The sequence below is a fragment of the Cellulophaga fucicola genome (assembly GCF_900119145.1).
GTDB lineage: Bacteria > Bacteroidota > Bacteroidia > Flavobacteriales > Flavobacteriaceae > Cellulophaga > Cellulophaga fucicola.
On the sequence record NZ_FPIY01000001.1, the window covers coordinates 49946 to 68150 of the forward strand.

An 18205-nucleotide genomic window follows, 5' to 3' on the forward strand; every position below is an offset into this window, starting at 1 on the left:
CATTAGAAATTACTCTAATGGGGATTTTTATTTATTAACTAATCTAAATGTGGGGTTTGGTAGTCTTATTTTTTTATCCCAAAAGGGAGAGAAAAATCTCTTCCCTTAAGTTGGGGTTTGTTGTTCTACTCTTGTAAATTAAGAGGTAGTATATTGTAAATAGATTTCTCTCCTTTAGTAATAGTTTTTGCTAAAGTTTCATAAGATTCTTTTTCTGGATCATTAGAATTCCATTCAACTCTTCCTTTTTCAAAATCTGAGAAGTAAGTATCCCAATCTGTGTATTTCTCTTTAGCAATAACCAATGTTTCAGATAAAATTTCTAAAGATTCTTCTTTAGTTATATAGCCAGATGCGTACCCCATACAAACGTTATTAGTAACTCTAGCATAATCCCAAGATTTGTATGTGTAATCTCTAGTTTTTAATTCTTCAAGCGACTCTAATAAAGATTCTTTGCTTGTAATATCCCAAGCGCTTTTAAGCATTCTTTTAGCTCCTGCAGCATCAGATTTTTCAAAAGGAAATTCAAATATTTCTTTATAACCACTAACTAACTCTTCATTTGTAGTATAACCAGCATTACTCATCATAGCTTCTACATCACCAACACCGCCGTATCCGTGAATAAAATATATACCACCAAGCATAAAACTGCTTAGTTGTTCGTCTTTTAATTGTTCGCTTTTAGAGCAAGAAACAGCACTAAATATTGCTATGCAATAGATAGCAGCTAATTTAAGTTGTTTTACTTTTTTCATAATTTTTAATTTTGAATAGGACTTATTTTAATATATACGCTAATTTATGACGAGACAGTTGTAATTAGTTTAGACAATAAATATTTGTCTAGAGTTAATTCATATTCGTTTTTAGTTTAGACCGTTTAGCGCTACGTTAGCTAAATAATAATAGTTAGATGTTGTGCTATCTATTTTAGATTTTAATTGTATTTGGTATTCTAACCCAGACTTGTTGCCGTCTATAGGAGAGGAGATAACTATTTTATGAAGAAATAAATCTTCTTTAGGACTGTTTTCGTTACCAGTCTTTATAGCTCTCTTAACTAAGCTGTCTAGAGAGCTAATATCTATTTCTTTTTGTAGAGAAAACATATAGTTTTCTATTTTACCTTCTTCTAATTTTAAAGAAATTTCTGAAAGTTGTGCCCAAGCATTATCCTTGAACGACCAACCTTCCATACTTAAAGATTCAGGAGTATTTGTAACAGTAGCATCAACTTGGATTCCTTTTTCTTGGTAATTTTGTAATATTAAATCTGTGTATAGCGCGTCTTCTCCAAATTTATTTTTAAGAACTTCTTCAATCTGTACAAACCCATCTGCATTAGCTTTATATACTTTTTCTTTGCAAGAAAAGAATATAAAGAGTAGGAGTATAGGTAAAATAGATTTTAGTTTCATTATCATTTTTGCTAAAGAGTATTTACTCTTAATTTAGGAGTAAATGTATAATCTAAAGGCGGTTATGTATATGAAGAATCTATATTAGTTAACGATCAGTTTATATTTGAAGCTAAAAGCGGTTAGTTGTTTAGTAAGCGTTCTACAAACTCTGTCTTACGGCGTGCAGAAACTGGAATTTGTTCTCCTGATTTTAGAAAAATATATCCGTTTTTATCATACTTATCTATAAAATCTAAATTAACAACATAAGATTGGTGTGTACGCATAAAACGATCTTCAGGGAACTGATCTTCAAACTCCTTAATTGGTTTAGATGCGATATAAGATTTTCCGTTAGACAAATAGAATGTAGTATATCCTTTATCAGACTTGCAATGTGTTAAATGTTTAAATTCTATAATTTGTAAGCCTTCTTGTAAGCGTAAAATCAGTTTTTCTTTTTTGCGACCAAGCATTTCATTTTTAACAACTTGCAATTGTTCTTGCTGTGTTTCTGTATTTGTAGTTATAGCTTTGTCTATTGCAGCCTCTAACTCTTCAATATCTACGGGTTTTAAAATATAATCTACAGCACCGTTTTTTAATGCTTGTAGCGCATACTGCTCGTACGCAGTAATAAATATTACATTATAATTTAAGTTGGTGGTTTGCTCTAAAAAATCGAAAGCATTACCATCTATAAGGTTTATGTCTAAAAAAATTAAATCTGGATTACAAGCATTTGCAACAACAACTGCTTCTTTTACAGATTCGCATTCTCCTAATATTGTTATATCTTTTTCTAAAGAAGTTATCATTGCTAATAACCCTTTTCTAATATAAAGTTCGTCTTCTACTATTAAAGCTTTAAGCATCTTCTGGTTCTATTTTATATGGTAAAGTAAGTGTAACAAGTGTTCCTTGTTCTTTGTAAATTGATCTATCTTCTATTATAACGCCAGTTTCTACTTTTAATTCTTTAGAAATAATTTTTAGGCGTTCTGCCGTTATCTGTGTAGATAAAGACTTCTTTTTACTATTAGTATTTTGCTTGGTTGCATTAATACCTAAACCGTTGTCTTTAATTAAGCAGACTAGTTTGTTATCTTCTAAACTAATTTTTAGTGATATCTCTGCGTTTTCCATATTGTTTTTAAAGCCGTGTTCTATGGCATTTTCTACAAATGGTTGCATTAACATTGGAGGTACAAGAACGTTTATGTTATTTAATTTTTCATCAACTATTAAGCTATAATTAAAACCATTCTGACCTCTCATATTTTGTAAGTCAATATAGTTTTGTAGCGCTTTTAACTCTTGTTTTAATGGTACAAGTTTTTCTCTAGAGTTTTCTAAGATTAAACGTAAAAGTTTAGAAAATTTAGATAGATAAATAATTGCTTTTTTGTCTTCCTTGTTTAGGATCATCCCTTGTAGAACAGACAAACTATTAAAAATAAAATGAGGAGTCATTTGTGAGCGCAACAAACGTTGTTCTGTTTGTATATGTTCGTGGGCTGTTTTTATGTTTCGATATTTAAAAACAAATAAAGCAGAAAGTAGGGCAACGGTTAATAAAAGTAATAAAAAGGCACCCCATATTTTTTGCTTTTCAGCAATTTCTAAACGGTTATCTATAACTTTTACTTGCTTTATTAAAGTAGTTTCTCGTCTATTTGCAACTTTTAGTTGTTTATCAGAGCTTTCTAAAGCGTGTATTTTTTCACTAATTTTTTGTCTAAAAATCTCTTCATTAGTATCTTCTATATAATCTAAATATCCAGAAGCTTCAATTAGTTTATTTTGAGATCTATACAAATCAAAATAATGCTCGTACAAGCTTTTTTTATTGTAGAGAGTAGAGCTTTCTGTTAGTGACATAGCAGCTGAATCTAAGTACATTTTTGCATTTTTCCAGCTTCCTTTTCTTATATATGCTAAGCCAATGTTAGAGTAGTGTACATTATGGTTTCTATCATCAGACTGTTTTAATGTTTTTTTAAGGTATACAATGGCTTCATCCCACTTTTCTAGCCCCATTAGGGTTAACGCATAATTATTTGTAAATAACGATAGTTTTCTATATTTAGGGTATGTAATATTGTTGTATATTTTATGAGCTTTTTTAAAATCATCATTATGATAATACAACATTCCCCATTTAAAACATAGACTTTGGTAAGCAATAGAATCTTTTTCTCTAAAAATAGGAGCTACCTTTTCGCAATACTCAATTCCTTTTTGAATTTCATTTAAATCGATAAGATTTTCTGCCATTAGATTAAAAGCTCTAACCAAATTGGTTGTATCTTTTAAACGCATAGCCTCCTTTGTCATTTTATTAGAAAATACCAATCCATTAGAATACTGTCTTGTTCTTCCATAAGATTTAGTAAGATAAAAGAGCTCGTCTAAACTAAGTTTTTGTGTTTCTTTTTTTTTGCTAAGCGTATCTATAACTACATAATACTCTCTAGAATTAAATAATTCTTCTAGTGTTTGCTGTGCTTTTATAGGTTGATATATTACAACGCATAAGAAAAATAAAATTATGGTTTTTAACTGCTTCATAGATTGGTTTAACAAAATTGAATATAACCAAATGCTTGTAATTATCTACAATATGTTTTTAGAAATATTAATTATTTTTTCCTTTTTTTAATAATTCGCCCTCCGCATTGTAAGTTTCACCATTATATAGGCTATATGTAGCATTATTACTATCGGTGCTTAACGTCATTGAGTTTGCTGTATCTGGAAACTTTTTAAAAACTTTGTTGTTTTTATCTATTAGATATGCTGTGTTGTTTTTTTCTACATAAGCGTATTTTTCTTGAAAATATTTAGCGCTTTCATATTCAAAGGGAATAACAACTTCTCCTTTTGTATTAATATAGCCATATAAATTACTTCCTTTTTCCTTTACAGCAGCTAGGCCATTAGAAAAAATATCTGCCCATTGGTACTCTTTTAAGTCAATAATTACTTTTCCGTTTTCATTAATAAAGGCATCCTTATCTGTATAATTTACATTGTCTTTTATATAGTTTTTAGCGGCAAGTATAAGACCCGCTTTACCAAAGTCACCTTCAAAATTTTGCCATCTACCATTGGTAATGTTTTTTCCTGTTAGGGTATATATATCAGTGTTGCTTATACCATTTTCATTATCAATTTCAGTTATAAAACTATTTTCTAAAACCGTTATTCTATTAAACCTTTCTGGTAATATTTGTTTTCCGTATTTATTATAAAGACTAGTTTTACGATTATTATAAACGTTAAAATAGCCCTTTTCGTGGTAAATATTATTATAAATATTAGGTAATAATACTTTACCTGTTTTTGCATTAATTAGACCTTTAGGTCCATTAACTTCTTTTTCTGTAATAACAATGTTACCATCATATATTTCATATCTATATAATACATAATCTATTTTCTCTAGAGTATTGTTTGTAGTATTTAGCCAAAGATATTCTCTAGTGTAGTCTGTGTCCTCTGTGTAGTAATAATAATCTAAAACGTATTCTAAGTCGTTGAACGTAGGCCTAATAACCCAATTACCAGCAGCATTAACAAAACCGCTTTTATTTGTGGTACTGTCTTGTGCTATATAATAACCAAAATTAGATTTTTTGTAGCTAGGTGGTTTTATGGTTACTTTTTTTGTGTTTAATGTTGGTTTGCCTTTATTAATAAACAGCTTTATTTTATCTATCTCTCCTTTAGCAGAATAAGTAGTATAGGTTGTACGTGAGTTTATAGGTGTTTCTGGTACGGTTTGTAATAAACTGTTTTTTAAATCTTCTTTTGTTTTAATCTTATTATTATCAATTTTTTTAATTGTTTTAGAAAAGATAGACTTTACATCTTTTAAATAAGATAGCATTTCTTCAGTAGGTTTAGAATTACTAGAAATCCCTTTTTCTTCTAAAATTTCGCCATTTTTATGTATTGCTTCAATAGATACAATATTATCTTCTAAATAAGAGGGATATGTAATCTGTACCTTGTTGTAATCTACTTTTTTATAACTTATAACAATGGTATCAACTTCTGTTGTAGAAGCGTCTATTATATATTCTTTAATATTTGGTACACTGTAAATAAAGTTAACATTTAAACTGTCTATATTTTTAGCAGAAGAAAAATTATGAACTAGGTATCCGTTGGAGTTTACAGTAGTCGTGGCTGTATCTGCTACAGTTGTTTTATCAGAAAGGAATTTTTTTTCTATTTGTAATTTTATTGGATTATCAATTTTATCCCAATGCTCTTCAATAGATTTTAATTTTAAATCTGAAGTACTATAACCACCAAACCTTAATGTAGAGTTAGGAGGTATTATTTTTTGCTCAAATATAATCTCATTTGTAAAATCTGAAATGTGTTTATCTATGGTATCCTTTGAGTAAATTTTATATGGATTTTTATTAAAAATAGTAGTGTCTTTTTTCTGAGATGTCTCTACCGATAATTCTAAATTTATACTAGAAAAATTTAGTAGCATAGTAATACCTTGGTTTTCCTCTTCTAGAAGTTTTTTAGCTTCGGCTAGAGTTAAAGTATCTATGGCTTTTATTAACGGATTGTCCTTGTCTATATTCTTTAATGGTTTTTTCTGTGAAGTACAAGAGCAAATACCAATAATTAAAGCTAATGGTACTATTACATTTTTAAGCATAAATTTTATTTTAGTTGTGGTGGTTTAGCTATAAATTTCTTGCTCTAGAGTACTCTTTTTATAAGACTTTATGGCAAAAAAGATAAATACTAATGTAATAAGAGTTCCTAATATTAGTGTATTGGTAGATCCTAAAGTTTCAGAAATTGATATAAGTATTTTTTTTAATCCTCTTCTAGATCCAGACACACTTATGTTTTCTCCTGCTTCTAATTTTAAAGCACTAGAATAACAAGCAAAAGTAAGAATTGCTGCGATTAGAGAATATATACTAGGTTTAACCCAAGCCTTGGTTTTTTTCTGCTCTGTATTTTTTGTTAAACTTGCACTAGAAACTATGGTGTCTAGTGTAGATTGATATTCTTCTTGTGTAGCAAAATCCAAATACACTTTTTCTTTCTTCCCTTTTTCAGTAAAAAATACTTGAAACCCTTGTTCTGCTGCAAAAGGAACAATTTTTAAAATATCGGTATAGCTAAATGTATGTTGTGTGTTTAGTAGTCCTTTTTTATCGGAATCTAATTCTGTTGTAAAAGCTTCTATAGTTTTATAATCCTCGTCAGATACCCTAATTGTAGCATCTGTTAGTGCTATGTTTTTAATATATGTTGCTTTAGGATTAATTATGAATTGTTGCATTTATCTAATTTTTAAATTTTTGATAAATGTAGACAAGCATATTAAAATACCTATATATCAATATATATTTGACTATAGTTAATTAATATTTGATTGCTTTTAAGATTTAAACTAAAGTGCAATTTTAATGTTTTCAGATTCTAAGGTGTCTAAAAAATCTTCCATCTTAAAGTTAGAAGACTCAAAAGTGTTACTTCTTTTAAAAGCTTGCTCTTTACGTCTAATACTACGTGCAAATCTACGTATACCTTGTTTGTCTTCTACTAAAAGACCTGGTACTACTAAACTTTTACCATCTGCATCTTTTGCAACCATTGTAAAATAAGACGAATTACAGTGTTTTTTTTCTCCTGTAGTAATATTTTCAGACTCTACTCTAACACCAACAACCATAGAGGTTCTTCCTGTATAGTTTATAGATGCTTTAAGTGTAACTAATTCTCCTACTTCTATAGGGTTTAAAAAATCTACTCTGTTTACAGATGCAGTTACACAGTAGCCTCTAGAGTGTTTAGAGGCACAAGCAAATGCAATTTGGTCCATTAGATTTAAAATATAACCACCGTGCACTTTACCTCCAAAATTAGAGTGTGCAGGTAACATTAATTCTGTTATAGAAACTTTAGATTCTTTAGCCGTTTTAAATTTTTTCATAGTCTTAATTTCTAACGTGTGGAGATTTTTCTTTTGTTACTTCTGTAATAAAATATTTAGTGTCACCTAACCAAGAAAAAGTTGCGTAACGCTCCACATAGGTAACTTTTACATAGTTACCTTGGTACTCTTTTAATTTGTCTATAATATCTACGTCCTTATCTAAAACCGAAAAAGAGAATATCTGTGCTCCAGATATTCCTTGACTTATTTCTCCTTCCCAGGTTTTAACAATAACACCTTTGTGGCTAAATTTTATTAATTCGCCAGATCTGTACCCCTCACTAATAGGTACATAATATATAAAGGCATATATAGCCGCAAATACAGCAACAATAAGTAATAAGGTAATAATTAATGCTTTTTTCATTTTATAAAAGTATAATGGTTGTTTTTGTTTATAATTCTTCGTGGTTATCTAATGCTCTATTTAAAATTGGCTCAGGAATAGATTTTTTAGCTTTGGCGCCCATTTTCTTCAGTTTTTCTATAGAAGTTACAATGTTTCCGCGGCCTTCTACTAACTTATTCATAGCACCTTTGTACTCGGTTTTAGCCTCGTCCATTTTTTTGCCAACTCTAGTTAAATCGCCAACAAATCCCTCAAACTTATCATACAAAGCACCTGCTTGTTTGGCAATTTGTATGGCATTACGCTGTTGTTTTTCGTTATTCCACATAGTATCTATAGTACGTAAAGTAGCAAGTAGAGTAGATGGGGTAACTATAACAATGTTCTGTTCAAAAGCCTTGTTGTATAAGCTGTTATCATTATTAATGGCTATTGCAAATGCTGGTTCTATAGGTACAAAAAGCAATACAAAATCTGGACTTTCCATTTCGTATAAATCTTCGTACTTTTTTGCAGATAATTGATCTACGTGTTTACGCAGAGATGTAATATGTTCTTTTAAAAATTGCTCTCTGTCAGTTTCATCATCTGCATTTACATAGCGCTCATAAGCGGTTAAAGATACTTTAGAATCTACTACCATTTTTTTATTATCGGGTAAATTAATAATAACGTCTGGTAATACTCTAGAACCATCTTCTCTGGTAAAACTTTGTTGTACAGTATACTCTCTATCTTTTTCTAATCCAGATTTCTCTAGTACACGTTCTAGCACAAGTTCTCCCCAGTTTCCTTGCATTTTACTATCGCCTTTTAATGCTTTAGTTAAGTTTTCTGCTTCCTGGGTAATTTTAAGATTCTGACTCTGTAAGTTTAGTAATTGTTCTTTTAAAGCAGAATGTATGCTAATGTTCTCTTTCTGACTTTCTTCAACTTTCTTCTCAAACAACAGAATTTTTTCTTGTAGCGGATGTAAAATATTTTTAATGTTTACTTGATTTTGCTCTGTAAACTTGGTGCTTTTTTCATCTAAAATCTTATTTGCTAAGTTTTCAAACTCTTTGGTAAACTTTTCTTGAAGCTGCTCTACTTCTTGTTTTTGTTCTGTATTCTTAAGTTCAAGGTTTTCTAAATCTGCTTGGTATCTTGTAATTCTATTTCCAAGTAACTCTTTGTCTTCGCGCAAAGAGTTTTTTTCATCTTCTAGAGATAATAGTTTATTTTCTAATGTAGTCAAGTTTTGCTTTAATATAGATTCTCTTTCTAATAGAGCACTTTGGCTAGATTTTGTTTTAAGGTTCTGAATATAATTACCTAAAAAGTAACCTGCGGTAAGGCATAAAATGGCAACTAAAAAGTAAATTAAAAAATCGGTCATAAAGTTCTAGTGTCTATAAAAAGTAAAGATAAACGTTTTGTCTTTTGTTTTCTTTATAGTTTTTAGAAACTGATAAAAAATTTAGACTACTTTAAAAGAACCACTTTCTGGATTAAAAGTAATAGTATCTTTAGGAAAAAGAGCATCAAACTTTTTTGCAGCAATAAGAGCTGCTGGAGTGTTAAAATGACTTGTGTTTTTATCTAAAATCAAGATTTTATCGCATAATTGTAATGCAACTTCTATTTCGTGAGTCGTAAACAGAATAGTCTTTTTGGTTTTATGCGCTATGTTTTTTAATAGTTTAAGAATTGTTGCTTTGTGGTACAAGTCTAAATGAGAAGTTGGCTCGTCTAGTAAAATAATAGAGGTGTCTTGTGCCAAGGCTCTAGCAATCATTACTTTTTGTAATTGTCCGTCACTAAGTTCGTAACATTTTTTATGTTGTAACTCTTCAATTTGAACCAAAGAAATAGCTTCTGTAATTTTTTGTTTGTCGGTTGTTGTTAAGGTACCTATCCAGTTTGTGTATGGCTGTCTTCCTAAAGCAATAACCTCTAATGCTGTTAAATTTTTAGATGCTATTTTCTCTGTTAAAACAACACTTATTTTAGATGCTAATAGTTCTGTTTTGTAAGATTCTAATAACAAATTATCTATATAAATAGTGCCGCTTAGTTTAGGTTGTACATTGCCTAATGTACGTAGTAATGTAGATTTCCCTATGCCATTTACACCAACAATAGCCGTTAATTCTCCTTTTTGTAACGCAAAATTAATATCCTTAGAAATAACAATTTGTTTTTTCTTAGAGCTGTAACCAACACTTAGGTTTGTTACTTGTAGTGCTATATGTTGTTCTTCTTTTTTGATGTTTTTTATTTTTTTATTCTGTTTTAATCAATCTTTAAAATACCATTTTCTTTTTGCGTACCAATAACCAAATTACAACAGGAGCACCAATAATAGATGTAATAGCATTTATTGGTAATACATAAGCACTGGAAGGTATTTGTGCAATGGTATCACACAGGAGCATTAAAATAGCGCCATATAATAGTACAGCTGGTATTAATATTTTATGGTTGGTTGTATTAAAAATTTGGCGAGTTAAATGTGGTACTGCCAAGCCTATAAAAGCAATTGGTCCTGCAAAAGCTGTTATGCTTCCGGCTAATAAACCTGTTGCTAAAATAATTAAAAAACGTTGTTTCTTTATGTTAACACCAAGGCTACGGGCATAATTTTCGCCTAATAAAAAGGCATTTAAAGATTTTATGGCAAATATACTTAAGCTAACACCTAAGCCAATTATAGCGCTTAATAGTCCAAGTTGTGTCCAAGTTAAATTACCAAGACTACCAAAAGACCAGTAGATATATTGTTGTAATTGTTCTGCATCTGTAAAATAAGAAAGAACACTTACAATTGCAGCAGTGATGCTCCCAAACATTAATCCTATAATTAATAGTGCCATTGTGTCTTTTACTTTAGATGCAACAACCATAACGGCTAATAATACTAAAAAACTACCAGCGCTAGAAGCTATAGCAAGTGTAACATTTGTTACTATACCAAAAGTAATAATTCCAGATAATACAGAAGAGCCCATAATTAAAATGGCAGCTCCTAAACTTGCGCCAGAACTAATACCAAGTACAAAAGGGCCCGCCAAAGGGTTTCTAAATAGTGTTTGCATTAACAAACCACTTAACGCCAAACCACCACCAGCTAGTATAGCAGTAATAGCTTTTGGTATTCTGTAATTTCTAATAATATAACCCCAGGATTCTTTTTGCAAATCACCTCCAAAAATTGCACTTAATGTATCTGAAAACGGTATGCTTACAGAACCAAAACTTATACTAATGCAGAAGCATATTACCAGTAAAACAAGTAATAGTAAAAAAGTTAATTTATAGGATTTGGTTGTTAACACGTTATTGCAATGGTTTAAAAAAGGTAGTCTTATAGTCTGGCAAAACATCTGGATGAAAAATAGAAATAAGATCTTTTAATACTAAGTCTGGCCTATTTGGAGCAAGTTCAAAAAATAGTACGCCGCCAGTTTCTCCTTTAGAAAGTGTAATTGTGTATATTTTTTTATTCTTGTACGCATTAAACTGAGTGTAATGTTCGCTAGATGCAGCAACTTCTTTATAACTAGAATTATTAGAAGGAGATATCCAAAAATCTGCTTTACCAGCTTTGTCAAAAACACTTTCTACGCTTAAACCAATACCGCCAGTTTCCTCTAGATCGCTCCATAAATAATTAGAGTTTGCATCTTTTAAAAATTGAGCCATCCAGCTTTTTCCGCCAGCAACGTGCCATAAATCTTTGTATAAACCTCCTGTTAAAACACTTGGTCTGTTGCTCGATTTTTTGGCTAGTTCTTTAGCTTGATTGTAATTTGTTTCAATTGTTTTAAAGATTGAATCTGCCTTTACTTCAGTATTAAAAAAAGGAGCAAAAAATTTAATCCATTCTGCTTTACCTAGTGGTGTTTCCTCTGTCCAATCACCATTAAAAACAACAGGTATATTAGAGCGTTGTAAAGTACTGTATGTTTTATTGTTATTGTCTATGCCAAAACCAACAACAACCTCTGGATTAAGGGCTATAACCATTTCTGTATTAAGAGATTGGTTAACGCCAAGTTCTTCTATTTTTCCTTTGTTAATTAGTGTTCTTGCATTAGGAGATGAAATATAATCTGTATTAGGAAAACCTACTAATTTATCTAAAACTCCTAGAGATTCTAATGCCGGAATATGGGTTGTAGATGTTACAACAATACGCTCTACAGGCACACTAACAATAGCATCATAATCGTCTTTATTTAATGTAATACTAGCTGCTTTTTCTTTAGGGACAAGTGCGTATGTAAAAGCAGATTCTGCTTTTGGCCAAGGAGAGGTAATTTTTAAAATTGTAACACCATTTTCTTGTTTTTCTATGTTAAACCCCTTTGCATAGGTTAACGGTATAGTATTTACTTCTTGCTTTAGAGAAGTTGGTAATGGCGCAGGCTTATTTTCTTTACAAGCTGCAAGTAGTATAAAGCAACTTAAAAAAAAAGTTTTAAAAATTTTCATTGACTCTGGATTAGAGTCCAAAAGTAGTGTAATTTAAATTTGAATAAAAAAATTGAGTAAAAAGGATTACTTTTGCGCCGAATTTTGGTTCTAACTACATAGTGTAGTAAGATTAAAAGGGAATTTGGTGCAAAACCAAAACTGTTCCCGCAACTGTAAGCTTAGTTTACCTAGGGTAAATGCTTTTTGTAACTACAATCCACTGTCTAATTTATGGCGGGAAGGAAGGCAAAAAGACGCAAGTCAGGAGACCTGCCATATTATATTAACAATTTAATAAAATCCTCGGGTAAAGGATATTTAAATAATTATGGTGCACAATAAATTTTTATTTTTTTCACTGTGTTTTTTCACAGTCCTATTTTCTTATGCTCAAAGAGATAGTGTAGTAGTTTTAGATGAAGTTGTTTTAACAGATGCAAAGTTATCTCAGTTTTCTGTAGGTAATAAAAAGCAAGTTTTAAAAGATTCGGTTTTAAGCAAGAGTCAATCTTTTACAGATTTGTTACGTTACAATAGCACAATATATTTTAAAGAAAATGGCTATGGTATGGTATCTTCACCTTCTTTTAGAGGAACAAATGCGCAGCAAACTGCTGTAATTTGGAATGGTATAAACATTAACTCTCAATTAAACGGGCAAACAGATTTTAATACTGTTGTTACATCTAACTACAATAACGTAACCATAAAAAGTGGAGGAGGAAGTGTACAATACGGTAGTGGAGCCATAGGAGGTAGTATTCACCTAAATAGTACTTTTAATTTTAAAGAGCATTTAGATAACGAGGTGCGTATTGGTTATGGTAGTTTTAATACTCAAAGTACAAACTATAAACTTTCTTTAGGCTCTAAAAAGTTTTCACTAGACCTTGGTGTAAATTATAATTCATCTAATAATGATTATAAATATTTAGGAACAGATCAGAAAAATGAAAATGGAGCTTATGAAAACGGAAACGTTGACCTTAGTTTAGGGTATTTAATTTCAGACAATAATATTTTAAAACTATACCACAACACGTATTTGGGTTCTAGAGATTTTTCAGGGACTTTATTAGTAAAGTCTAACGAGAATTATAAGAATACAAATGTTAGAACAATGTTAGAGTGGAGTAATTTTAATGATAAAAAAATTAGTCGCTTAAAACTTGCTCATTTATATGAAAGATATAGATATTATGCAAATAAAGATAGACCTGAATATGCCTTTGGTTATGCAAATTCTTATTTGTTTAATTATGATTATAAATACACTTTTTCAAACGTAATACTAAACGGTATTGTAGATCATAATTATACAGATGTTATTGGGAGAAATATAGAGGAGTCTAACAGAAGCATTACATCATTATCAATCTTAATGCAGCACAAACTATCTAGTAAGTTTAAATATACATTTAATGTTAGAAAAGATTATACAGAAGATTTCTCTAGTCCATTTCTGTTTGTTTTTAATGGTGATTATAGTTTTTCTAACATTTATAATATAACACTTAGTGCATCTAAAAATTATAGAATACCCACTTTTAACGATATGTATTGGGTAGGAGCAGGTAATAAAGACTTAGTGCCAGAAACATCTAAACAAGTAGAGATTGGTAATTATTTTAAATTTAAAAATATTCAGTTTAACGTATTAGGTTATTATACCAAGTTGTCTGAAATGATACAATGGAGACCTATCTCTGGTGAAGGGTGGATACCTGTAAATGTAAAAGATGTTACACAATATGGAGCAGAAGCAGAAGTAGCTGTAACAAAACAAATAGGAAAAAGTAAATTAGTATGGTTAACTAATTACGCATATACAAAGTCTATAGACGATAGTAACGACAAACAATTAATGTATGTGCCATTACATAAAGTAACATCTAACCTAGCTTTTAGTTACAAAAAAATAGAAGCTTATATGCAATTATTAAGAAACGGGTTGGTATATACAACAACAGATAGTAGTCGCGAGTTACCAGGTTATACTGTGGCAAATCTAGGAATGAATTATGAGGTTGTAAAAACCTCTAAAAACACAACATCTTTAGGTTTAAGAATTAATAACTTATTTAATAAAGAATATCAGAACACGGCATTTAGACCTATGCCAAATAGAAACTTAATGGTTCAACTAACAACTAAATTTTAATATTATGAAAATGAATGGTAAAATAGCATCTCTACTGGCTTTAGGGTTTTTAATTATTTCTTGTGAGAGTGATGATAACTCAGTAGACTTGCCAAAAGGAGAATACGATAATGGAATTTTAATATCTAACGAAGGAGCTTTCTCTGGAGGAACAGGAACTATCAACTATATTTCTGATGATTATTCTACTATGGAGTCAGAGGTATATAAGAAAGTTAACAATGAAGATTTAGGTACAATAGTACAATCTATAGGTTTTAATGATGATGAAGCATATATTATAGCAAATGTTTCTAATAAAATTTCAATTGTAAACAGAAATACGTTTGAAAAATTAGGGGAAATTACAACAGGACTTAATAACCCTCGTTATTTTGCTGTATCTAACGGAAAAGGTTATGTAAGTAACTGGGGAGATACTGCAGATGAAAATGATGATTACATTGCAATTATTAACTTAAGTAGTTTTGCTATAGAGGGCACTATTCCTGTGGTTTTAGGACCAGAAAAATTATTGGGCGAAAATAATGTTTTATATGTAGCACATTCTGGTGCTTACGGTACTAATAATAAGGTTTCTGTAATTAATACTATTACAAATGAACTATCTAGTACTATAGAAGTTGGTGATGTACCTAACTCTATGCAAATAGAAGATGGTTATTTATGGGTGTTAGCCTCTGGAAAACCTAATTATATCCCAGGTGTAGAAGAAACAGGAGGTGTTTTATCTAAAATTAATACAAGAGATTATAGTGATATCGTTAACTATACATTTGGTGTTACAGAACATCCAGGTTCTCTAGGTTTAGATGATGATGAATTTTATTATGGTCTTGGTGGTAGCATATACAAAATGGATATTGAAGACACAGAGCTACCTACTTCAGCATACATAGAAAATATTAGTTATTATAATATGACTATACACGACGATAAAATGTATGTAACAGATGCTAAAGATTATGCAAGTAATGGGTCTGTATCTATATATGATTTAGAAACTAAAGAGTTAGAACAAACATTTGATGTAGGCCTTATACCAGGAGGAGTTTATTTTAATTAAGAACATCACAATTACACATAAAAAAAGGCTCACTATTTAGTGAGCCTTTTTGTTTTTAATACCGAGTTGATAAAACCTAAACTATTTACTAGTAGGCTTAATATCATTTGGCATAATATACATCTCTGAACTAAACTTAGGGTATGTAACACCTTTTGTAACTTTAGCTGCGTCTGTATCTTTCTGTAAGTCGAACTTACCAGCAGTACCAAGCATATCATCTAAAGCAGCACGCAATAAAGGATCTGTAGTATCTCCGTAAGGTTTAATGTTTTTATAATATTGGTATTCTATAACCTCTATATCAGGTACAAAACCATTTGTATAGTCACTTTCATTATTAGCATTATAAATTTGGAAAACAATTGGCTGCATACCTACAGTGTGTTTTGTACTTCTGTTATCAGTATCTGTATAAGGTTCATCTCTACTTCCTTTAGGAGCATCTACAACAGTAATAGAGCCTTCATTTTTACCCTTTGTTTTTTCGCCAATAACCTTAACAGGTATATATGGCCTTAATCCGTTTATGATCATTTCACTTGCAGAAGCAGTTCTTTCTGTACCTATAACATAAAGTCTAGTTATGCCTGTTAATCTATTCATAGCAGTAGCTCCTGATTGATTTCCAGTGTTTTTATCATATAAAAAAACATCTTGGAAGAACGGGTATACAGAGTTATTTTCAGCACTTCTTTTTGAATTATACCTTAATTCAGCAAATACATCTCCATTTGAAGAGCCTTGAATGTAAGGGTTAGCTTCACCATATATCATACTTGCTAATAAAGCAGATGTTAATACAGAACCACCACCATTGTATCTAAAATCTAAAATAAGTTCATTAACTCCAGCTGCTTTTAATTCTCCAAAAGCATCGTTTAATTCTCCGTTGTACGTGCCACGGAAACCTTCGTAAACAAGGTAGCCAATTTTACGTCCGCCTTCTTCTATAACGCTTGTATGTAGTACAGGGTTTATAGATAATTCTTGAGCCGTAATTGATTTTTCTTCAGTCTGTGTTAGTACATTATCTTCAGAAACGGTAGCTAAACCTAATGTTACACTTTCTTGGGTGTAGAGTTTGTTTATAATTGTGTAATTACTAACAGTCATTATTTCACCATCTACTTTAGATACCAGATCACCTCTTTTTAGCCCTGCAGTTTCGGCAGGAGATCCCGCAGCAACAGAACCTATTACCATAACAACGTCGTTGGTTCCTGATACTTGTACTAAAGGACCTCTAGTTATACCATAGGTAGTGCTAATACCATTAAAACTTGCCAATTGCTCAGCAACATCATCAATAAACCAAGAGAAATCATCTACTACGTCTGGTTTGTATATTAAAGAGTTAAATAAAGCTTCCTCTGTAGTGTTTGCATCACCAGTTGTTTTAATGCTATTTAAATATGTATAAAAAGCATCTTGGTCGTCATCTTTAGTATCTGCTAAATTTGGCACATCTTCTTGCCAAAAATACCAGTGGTTTAATCCTTTCCAGATAAACTCGTTTACTTCGTTATTTAATTCTACTTCACCTGTTTTTACTTCTCCTCCGTCATCATCATTTTTATCACAAGCCGATAAGAAGAGAATTAGCCCAGATAATAGAAATACTGTTTTTTTCATAATAGTTATTTATTTAGTATAAGAACAAAGCTAGTCGCAACTATTGTTCCATAATTTTACACATATATAAGGTGTAGTATATATACGTTGTATATAGTGTGTCGGTTTATAATGCTGTAAATTACTGACATCTTTTATAAAAAAAAATTTTTTTGTAACAAAAACTGTTATCCATCGTCTTCCTTATATAGACATTAGTAATAGTGTTTGTAGTAACAACCAAACTAAAAATGAAGCAAACAGAATTTCTAAATGTAGTAATGCCTTTTAAAGACAAGCTATTTAGGTTAGCTAAGAGATTGCTTGTTTCTACAGAGGAAGCAGAAGATGCCACCCAAGAGATACTGCTAAAATTATGGTCTAAAAACGACCGAATGAAACAGTATGCAAGTGTAGAAGCTTTTGCTATGACAATGACAAAGAACTTTTGTTTAGACCGGTTAAAATCTAAACAAGCAAGTAATTTAAAGTTAGTACATAGTAATTACACAGACGGGAGTGCGTCTTTACAACGCCAAGTAGAAGCACAAGACAGTGTTAATTGGGTAGAAAAAATAATGGAGAGTTTACCAGAACAACAAAAAATGGCATTGCAATTGCGAGATGTAGAGCAGTATAGTTTTGAAGAGATTGGTAAATTACTAGAGATGACACCTGCAGCAGTTAGAGTGGCATTGTCTAGAGCAAGAAAAACAGTGAGAGAAAAATTAATTGAAAAGCATAATTATGGAATTGCATAATATAGAAAAATTAATAGAAAAGTATTTGGACGCTACCACTACGGTTGCGGAAGAAGAAACATTAAAAGCCTATTTTTTAAAGGGTGATGTTGCTCCGCATTTAAAAGAGTACACAGCAATGTTTACGTACTTTTCTGTAGCTAAAGAAGAAACATTTACCAAGCAGGTGCCATTAAAACCTAGAAAAAGAAATTATAAATGGTTATCCGTTGCAGCAGTAGCAGTTTTAGTATTTGGTATTTATTACGGTAATGATTACCGAGAGCAAAAAGAGGCAGAGTATGTTTTACACCAAACAAAAAAAGCATTTGGTCTTATAGCTCAAAACCTAAATAAAGGAACCGAAAAACTGGTTTACCTTAATAAATTTGAAGAAGCAAAAAACAAGATTTACAAAACAAACTAAA

Annotated in this window: 17 protein-coding genes and 1 riboswitch; of the genes, 4 read left to right on the top strand and 13 right to left on the bottom strand. The window is 30.7% G+C overall.

Annotated elements, in window-relative coordinates; genetic code table 11:
• Window positions 1-125: 125 nt before the first annotated feature.
• The 12 genes from BT107_RS00240 to BT107_RS00295 all read right to left on the bottom strand — a co-directional run bounded on the left by BT107_RS00240 (window position 126) and on the right by BT107_RS00295 (window position 12214).
• On the bottom strand, window positions 126-761 hold the full coding sequence (locus tag BT107_RS00240; protein WP_072301761.1) for a DUF1266 domain-containing protein: 636 nt from the start codon (window positions 759-761) through the stop codon (window positions 126-128).
• Window positions 762-872: 111 nt separating this feature from the next.
• Window positions 873-1424 carry a hypothetical protein gene (locus BT107_RS00245; protein WP_072301762.1) on the bottom strand — a complete coding sequence of 184 codons (552 nt, stop codon included), beginning with the start codon at window positions 1422-1424 and terminating at the stop codon, window positions 873-875.
• A 122-nt stretch (window positions 1425-1546) separates the two neighbouring features.
• Window positions 1547-2281, bottom strand: a complete 735-nt coding sequence (locus BT107_RS00250) for a LytR/AlgR family response regulator transcription factor (RefSeq protein WP_072301763.1) — start codon at window positions 2279-2281, stop codon at window positions 1547-1549.
• A complete protein-coding gene (locus BT107_RS00255; RefSeq protein ID WP_072301764.1) occupies window positions 2274-3977 on the bottom strand; it encodes a tetratricopeptide repeat-containing sensor histidine kinase in 1704 nt (567 codons plus the stop codon). The genes BT107_RS00250 and BT107_RS00255 overlap by 8 nt, the downstream gene beginning before the upstream one ends.
• A gap of 67 nt (window positions 3978-4044) precedes the next feature.
• The gene (locus BT107_RS17635; protein ID WP_072301765.1) at window positions 4045-6093 is read right to left on the bottom strand and encodes a WG repeat-containing protein; all 2049 of its coding nucleotides are present in this window, start codon (window positions 6091-6093) and stop codon (window positions 4045-4047) included.
• A gap of 24 nt (window positions 6094-6117) precedes the next feature.
• Window positions 6118-6732 (bottom strand): hypothetical protein, encoded by a 615-nt coding sequence (locus BT107_RS00265; RefSeq protein ID WP_072301766.1) that lies wholly within the window; start codon window positions 6730-6732, stop codon window positions 6118-6120.
• Between the two features lie 111 nt (window positions 6733-6843).
• Window positions 6844-7386, bottom strand: coding sequence for an acyl-CoA thioesterase (locus tag BT107_RS00270; protein ID WP_072301767.1), 543 nt, complete (start codon window positions 7384-7386; stop codon window positions 6844-6846).
• Window positions 7387-7390: 4 nt separating this feature from the next.
• Window positions 7391-7756, bottom strand: coding sequence for a 6-phosphogluconate dehydrogenase (locus BT107_RS00275; protein ID WP_072301768.1), 366 nt, complete (start codon window positions 7754-7756; stop codon window positions 7391-7393).
• Window positions 7757-7784: 28 nt separating this feature from the next.
• The gene (locus BT107_RS00280; protein WP_072301769.1) at window positions 7785-9116 is read right to left on the bottom strand and encodes a DNA recombination protein RmuC; all 1332 of its coding nucleotides are present in this window, start codon (window positions 9114-9116) and stop codon (window positions 7785-7787) included.
• 81 nt (window positions 9117-9197) lie between these two features.
• Window positions 9198-9998 (bottom strand): ABC transporter ATP-binding protein, encoded by an 801-nt coding sequence (locus tag BT107_RS00285; protein WP_342039451.1) that lies wholly within the window; start codon window positions 9996-9998, stop codon window positions 9198-9200.
• A gap of 25 nt (window positions 9999-10023) precedes the next feature.
• Window positions 10024-11055 carry a FecCD family ABC transporter permease gene (locus tag BT107_RS00290; RefSeq protein WP_072302862.1) on the bottom strand — a complete coding sequence of 344 codons (1032 nt, stop codon included), beginning with the start codon at window positions 11053-11055 and terminating at the stop codon, window positions 10024-10026.
• A 1-nt stretch (window position 11056) separates the two neighbouring features.
• Entirely contained in the window at window positions 11057-12214 is a 1158-nt protein-coding gene (locus BT107_RS00295) for an ABC transporter substrate-binding protein (protein ID WP_072301771.1), read from the bottom strand.
• Between the two features lie 68 nt (window positions 12215-12282).
• Window positions 12283-12488, top strand: a riboswitch (cobalamin riboswitch).
• A gap of 36 nt (window positions 12489-12524) precedes the next feature.
• On the opposite strand from BT107_RS00295, the gene BT107_RS00300 reads away from it, so the two are divergent.
• Complete coding sequence (locus tag BT107_RS00300) at window positions 12525-14357, top strand: TonB-dependent receptor plug domain-containing protein (protein WP_072301772.1); 1833 nt, start codon at window positions 12525-12527, stop codon at window positions 14355-14357.
• A gap of 4 nt (window positions 14358-14361) precedes the next feature.
• Window positions 14362-15423 (top strand): YncE family protein, encoded by a 1062-nt coding sequence (locus BT107_RS00305; protein ID WP_084639052.1) that lies wholly within the window; start codon window positions 14362-14364, stop codon window positions 15421-15423.
• 81 nt (window positions 15424-15504) lie between these two features.
• Here the strand turns inward: BT107_RS00305 and BT107_RS00310 are convergent, their stop codons facing one another.
• Window positions 15505-17058, bottom strand: a complete 1554-nt coding sequence (locus BT107_RS00310; RefSeq protein WP_072301773.1) for a S41 family peptidase — start codon at window positions 17056-17058, stop codon at window positions 15505-15507.
• A gap of 230 nt (window positions 17059-17288) precedes the next feature.
• Between BT107_RS00310 and BT107_RS00315 the strand changes: the two genes are divergently transcribed.
• On the top strand, window positions 17289-17798 hold the full coding sequence (locus BT107_RS00315) for an RNA polymerase sigma factor (RefSeq protein ID WP_072301774.1): 510 nt from the start codon (window positions 17289-17291) through the stop codon (window positions 17796-17798).
• A complete protein-coding gene (locus BT107_RS00320) occupies window positions 17785-18204 on the top strand; it encodes a hypothetical protein (RefSeq protein ID WP_072301775.1) in 420 nt (139 codons plus the stop codon). Before BT107_RS00315 ends, BT107_RS00320 begins: the two co-directional genes overlap by 14 nt.
• Window position 18205: the final 1 nt, after the last annotated feature.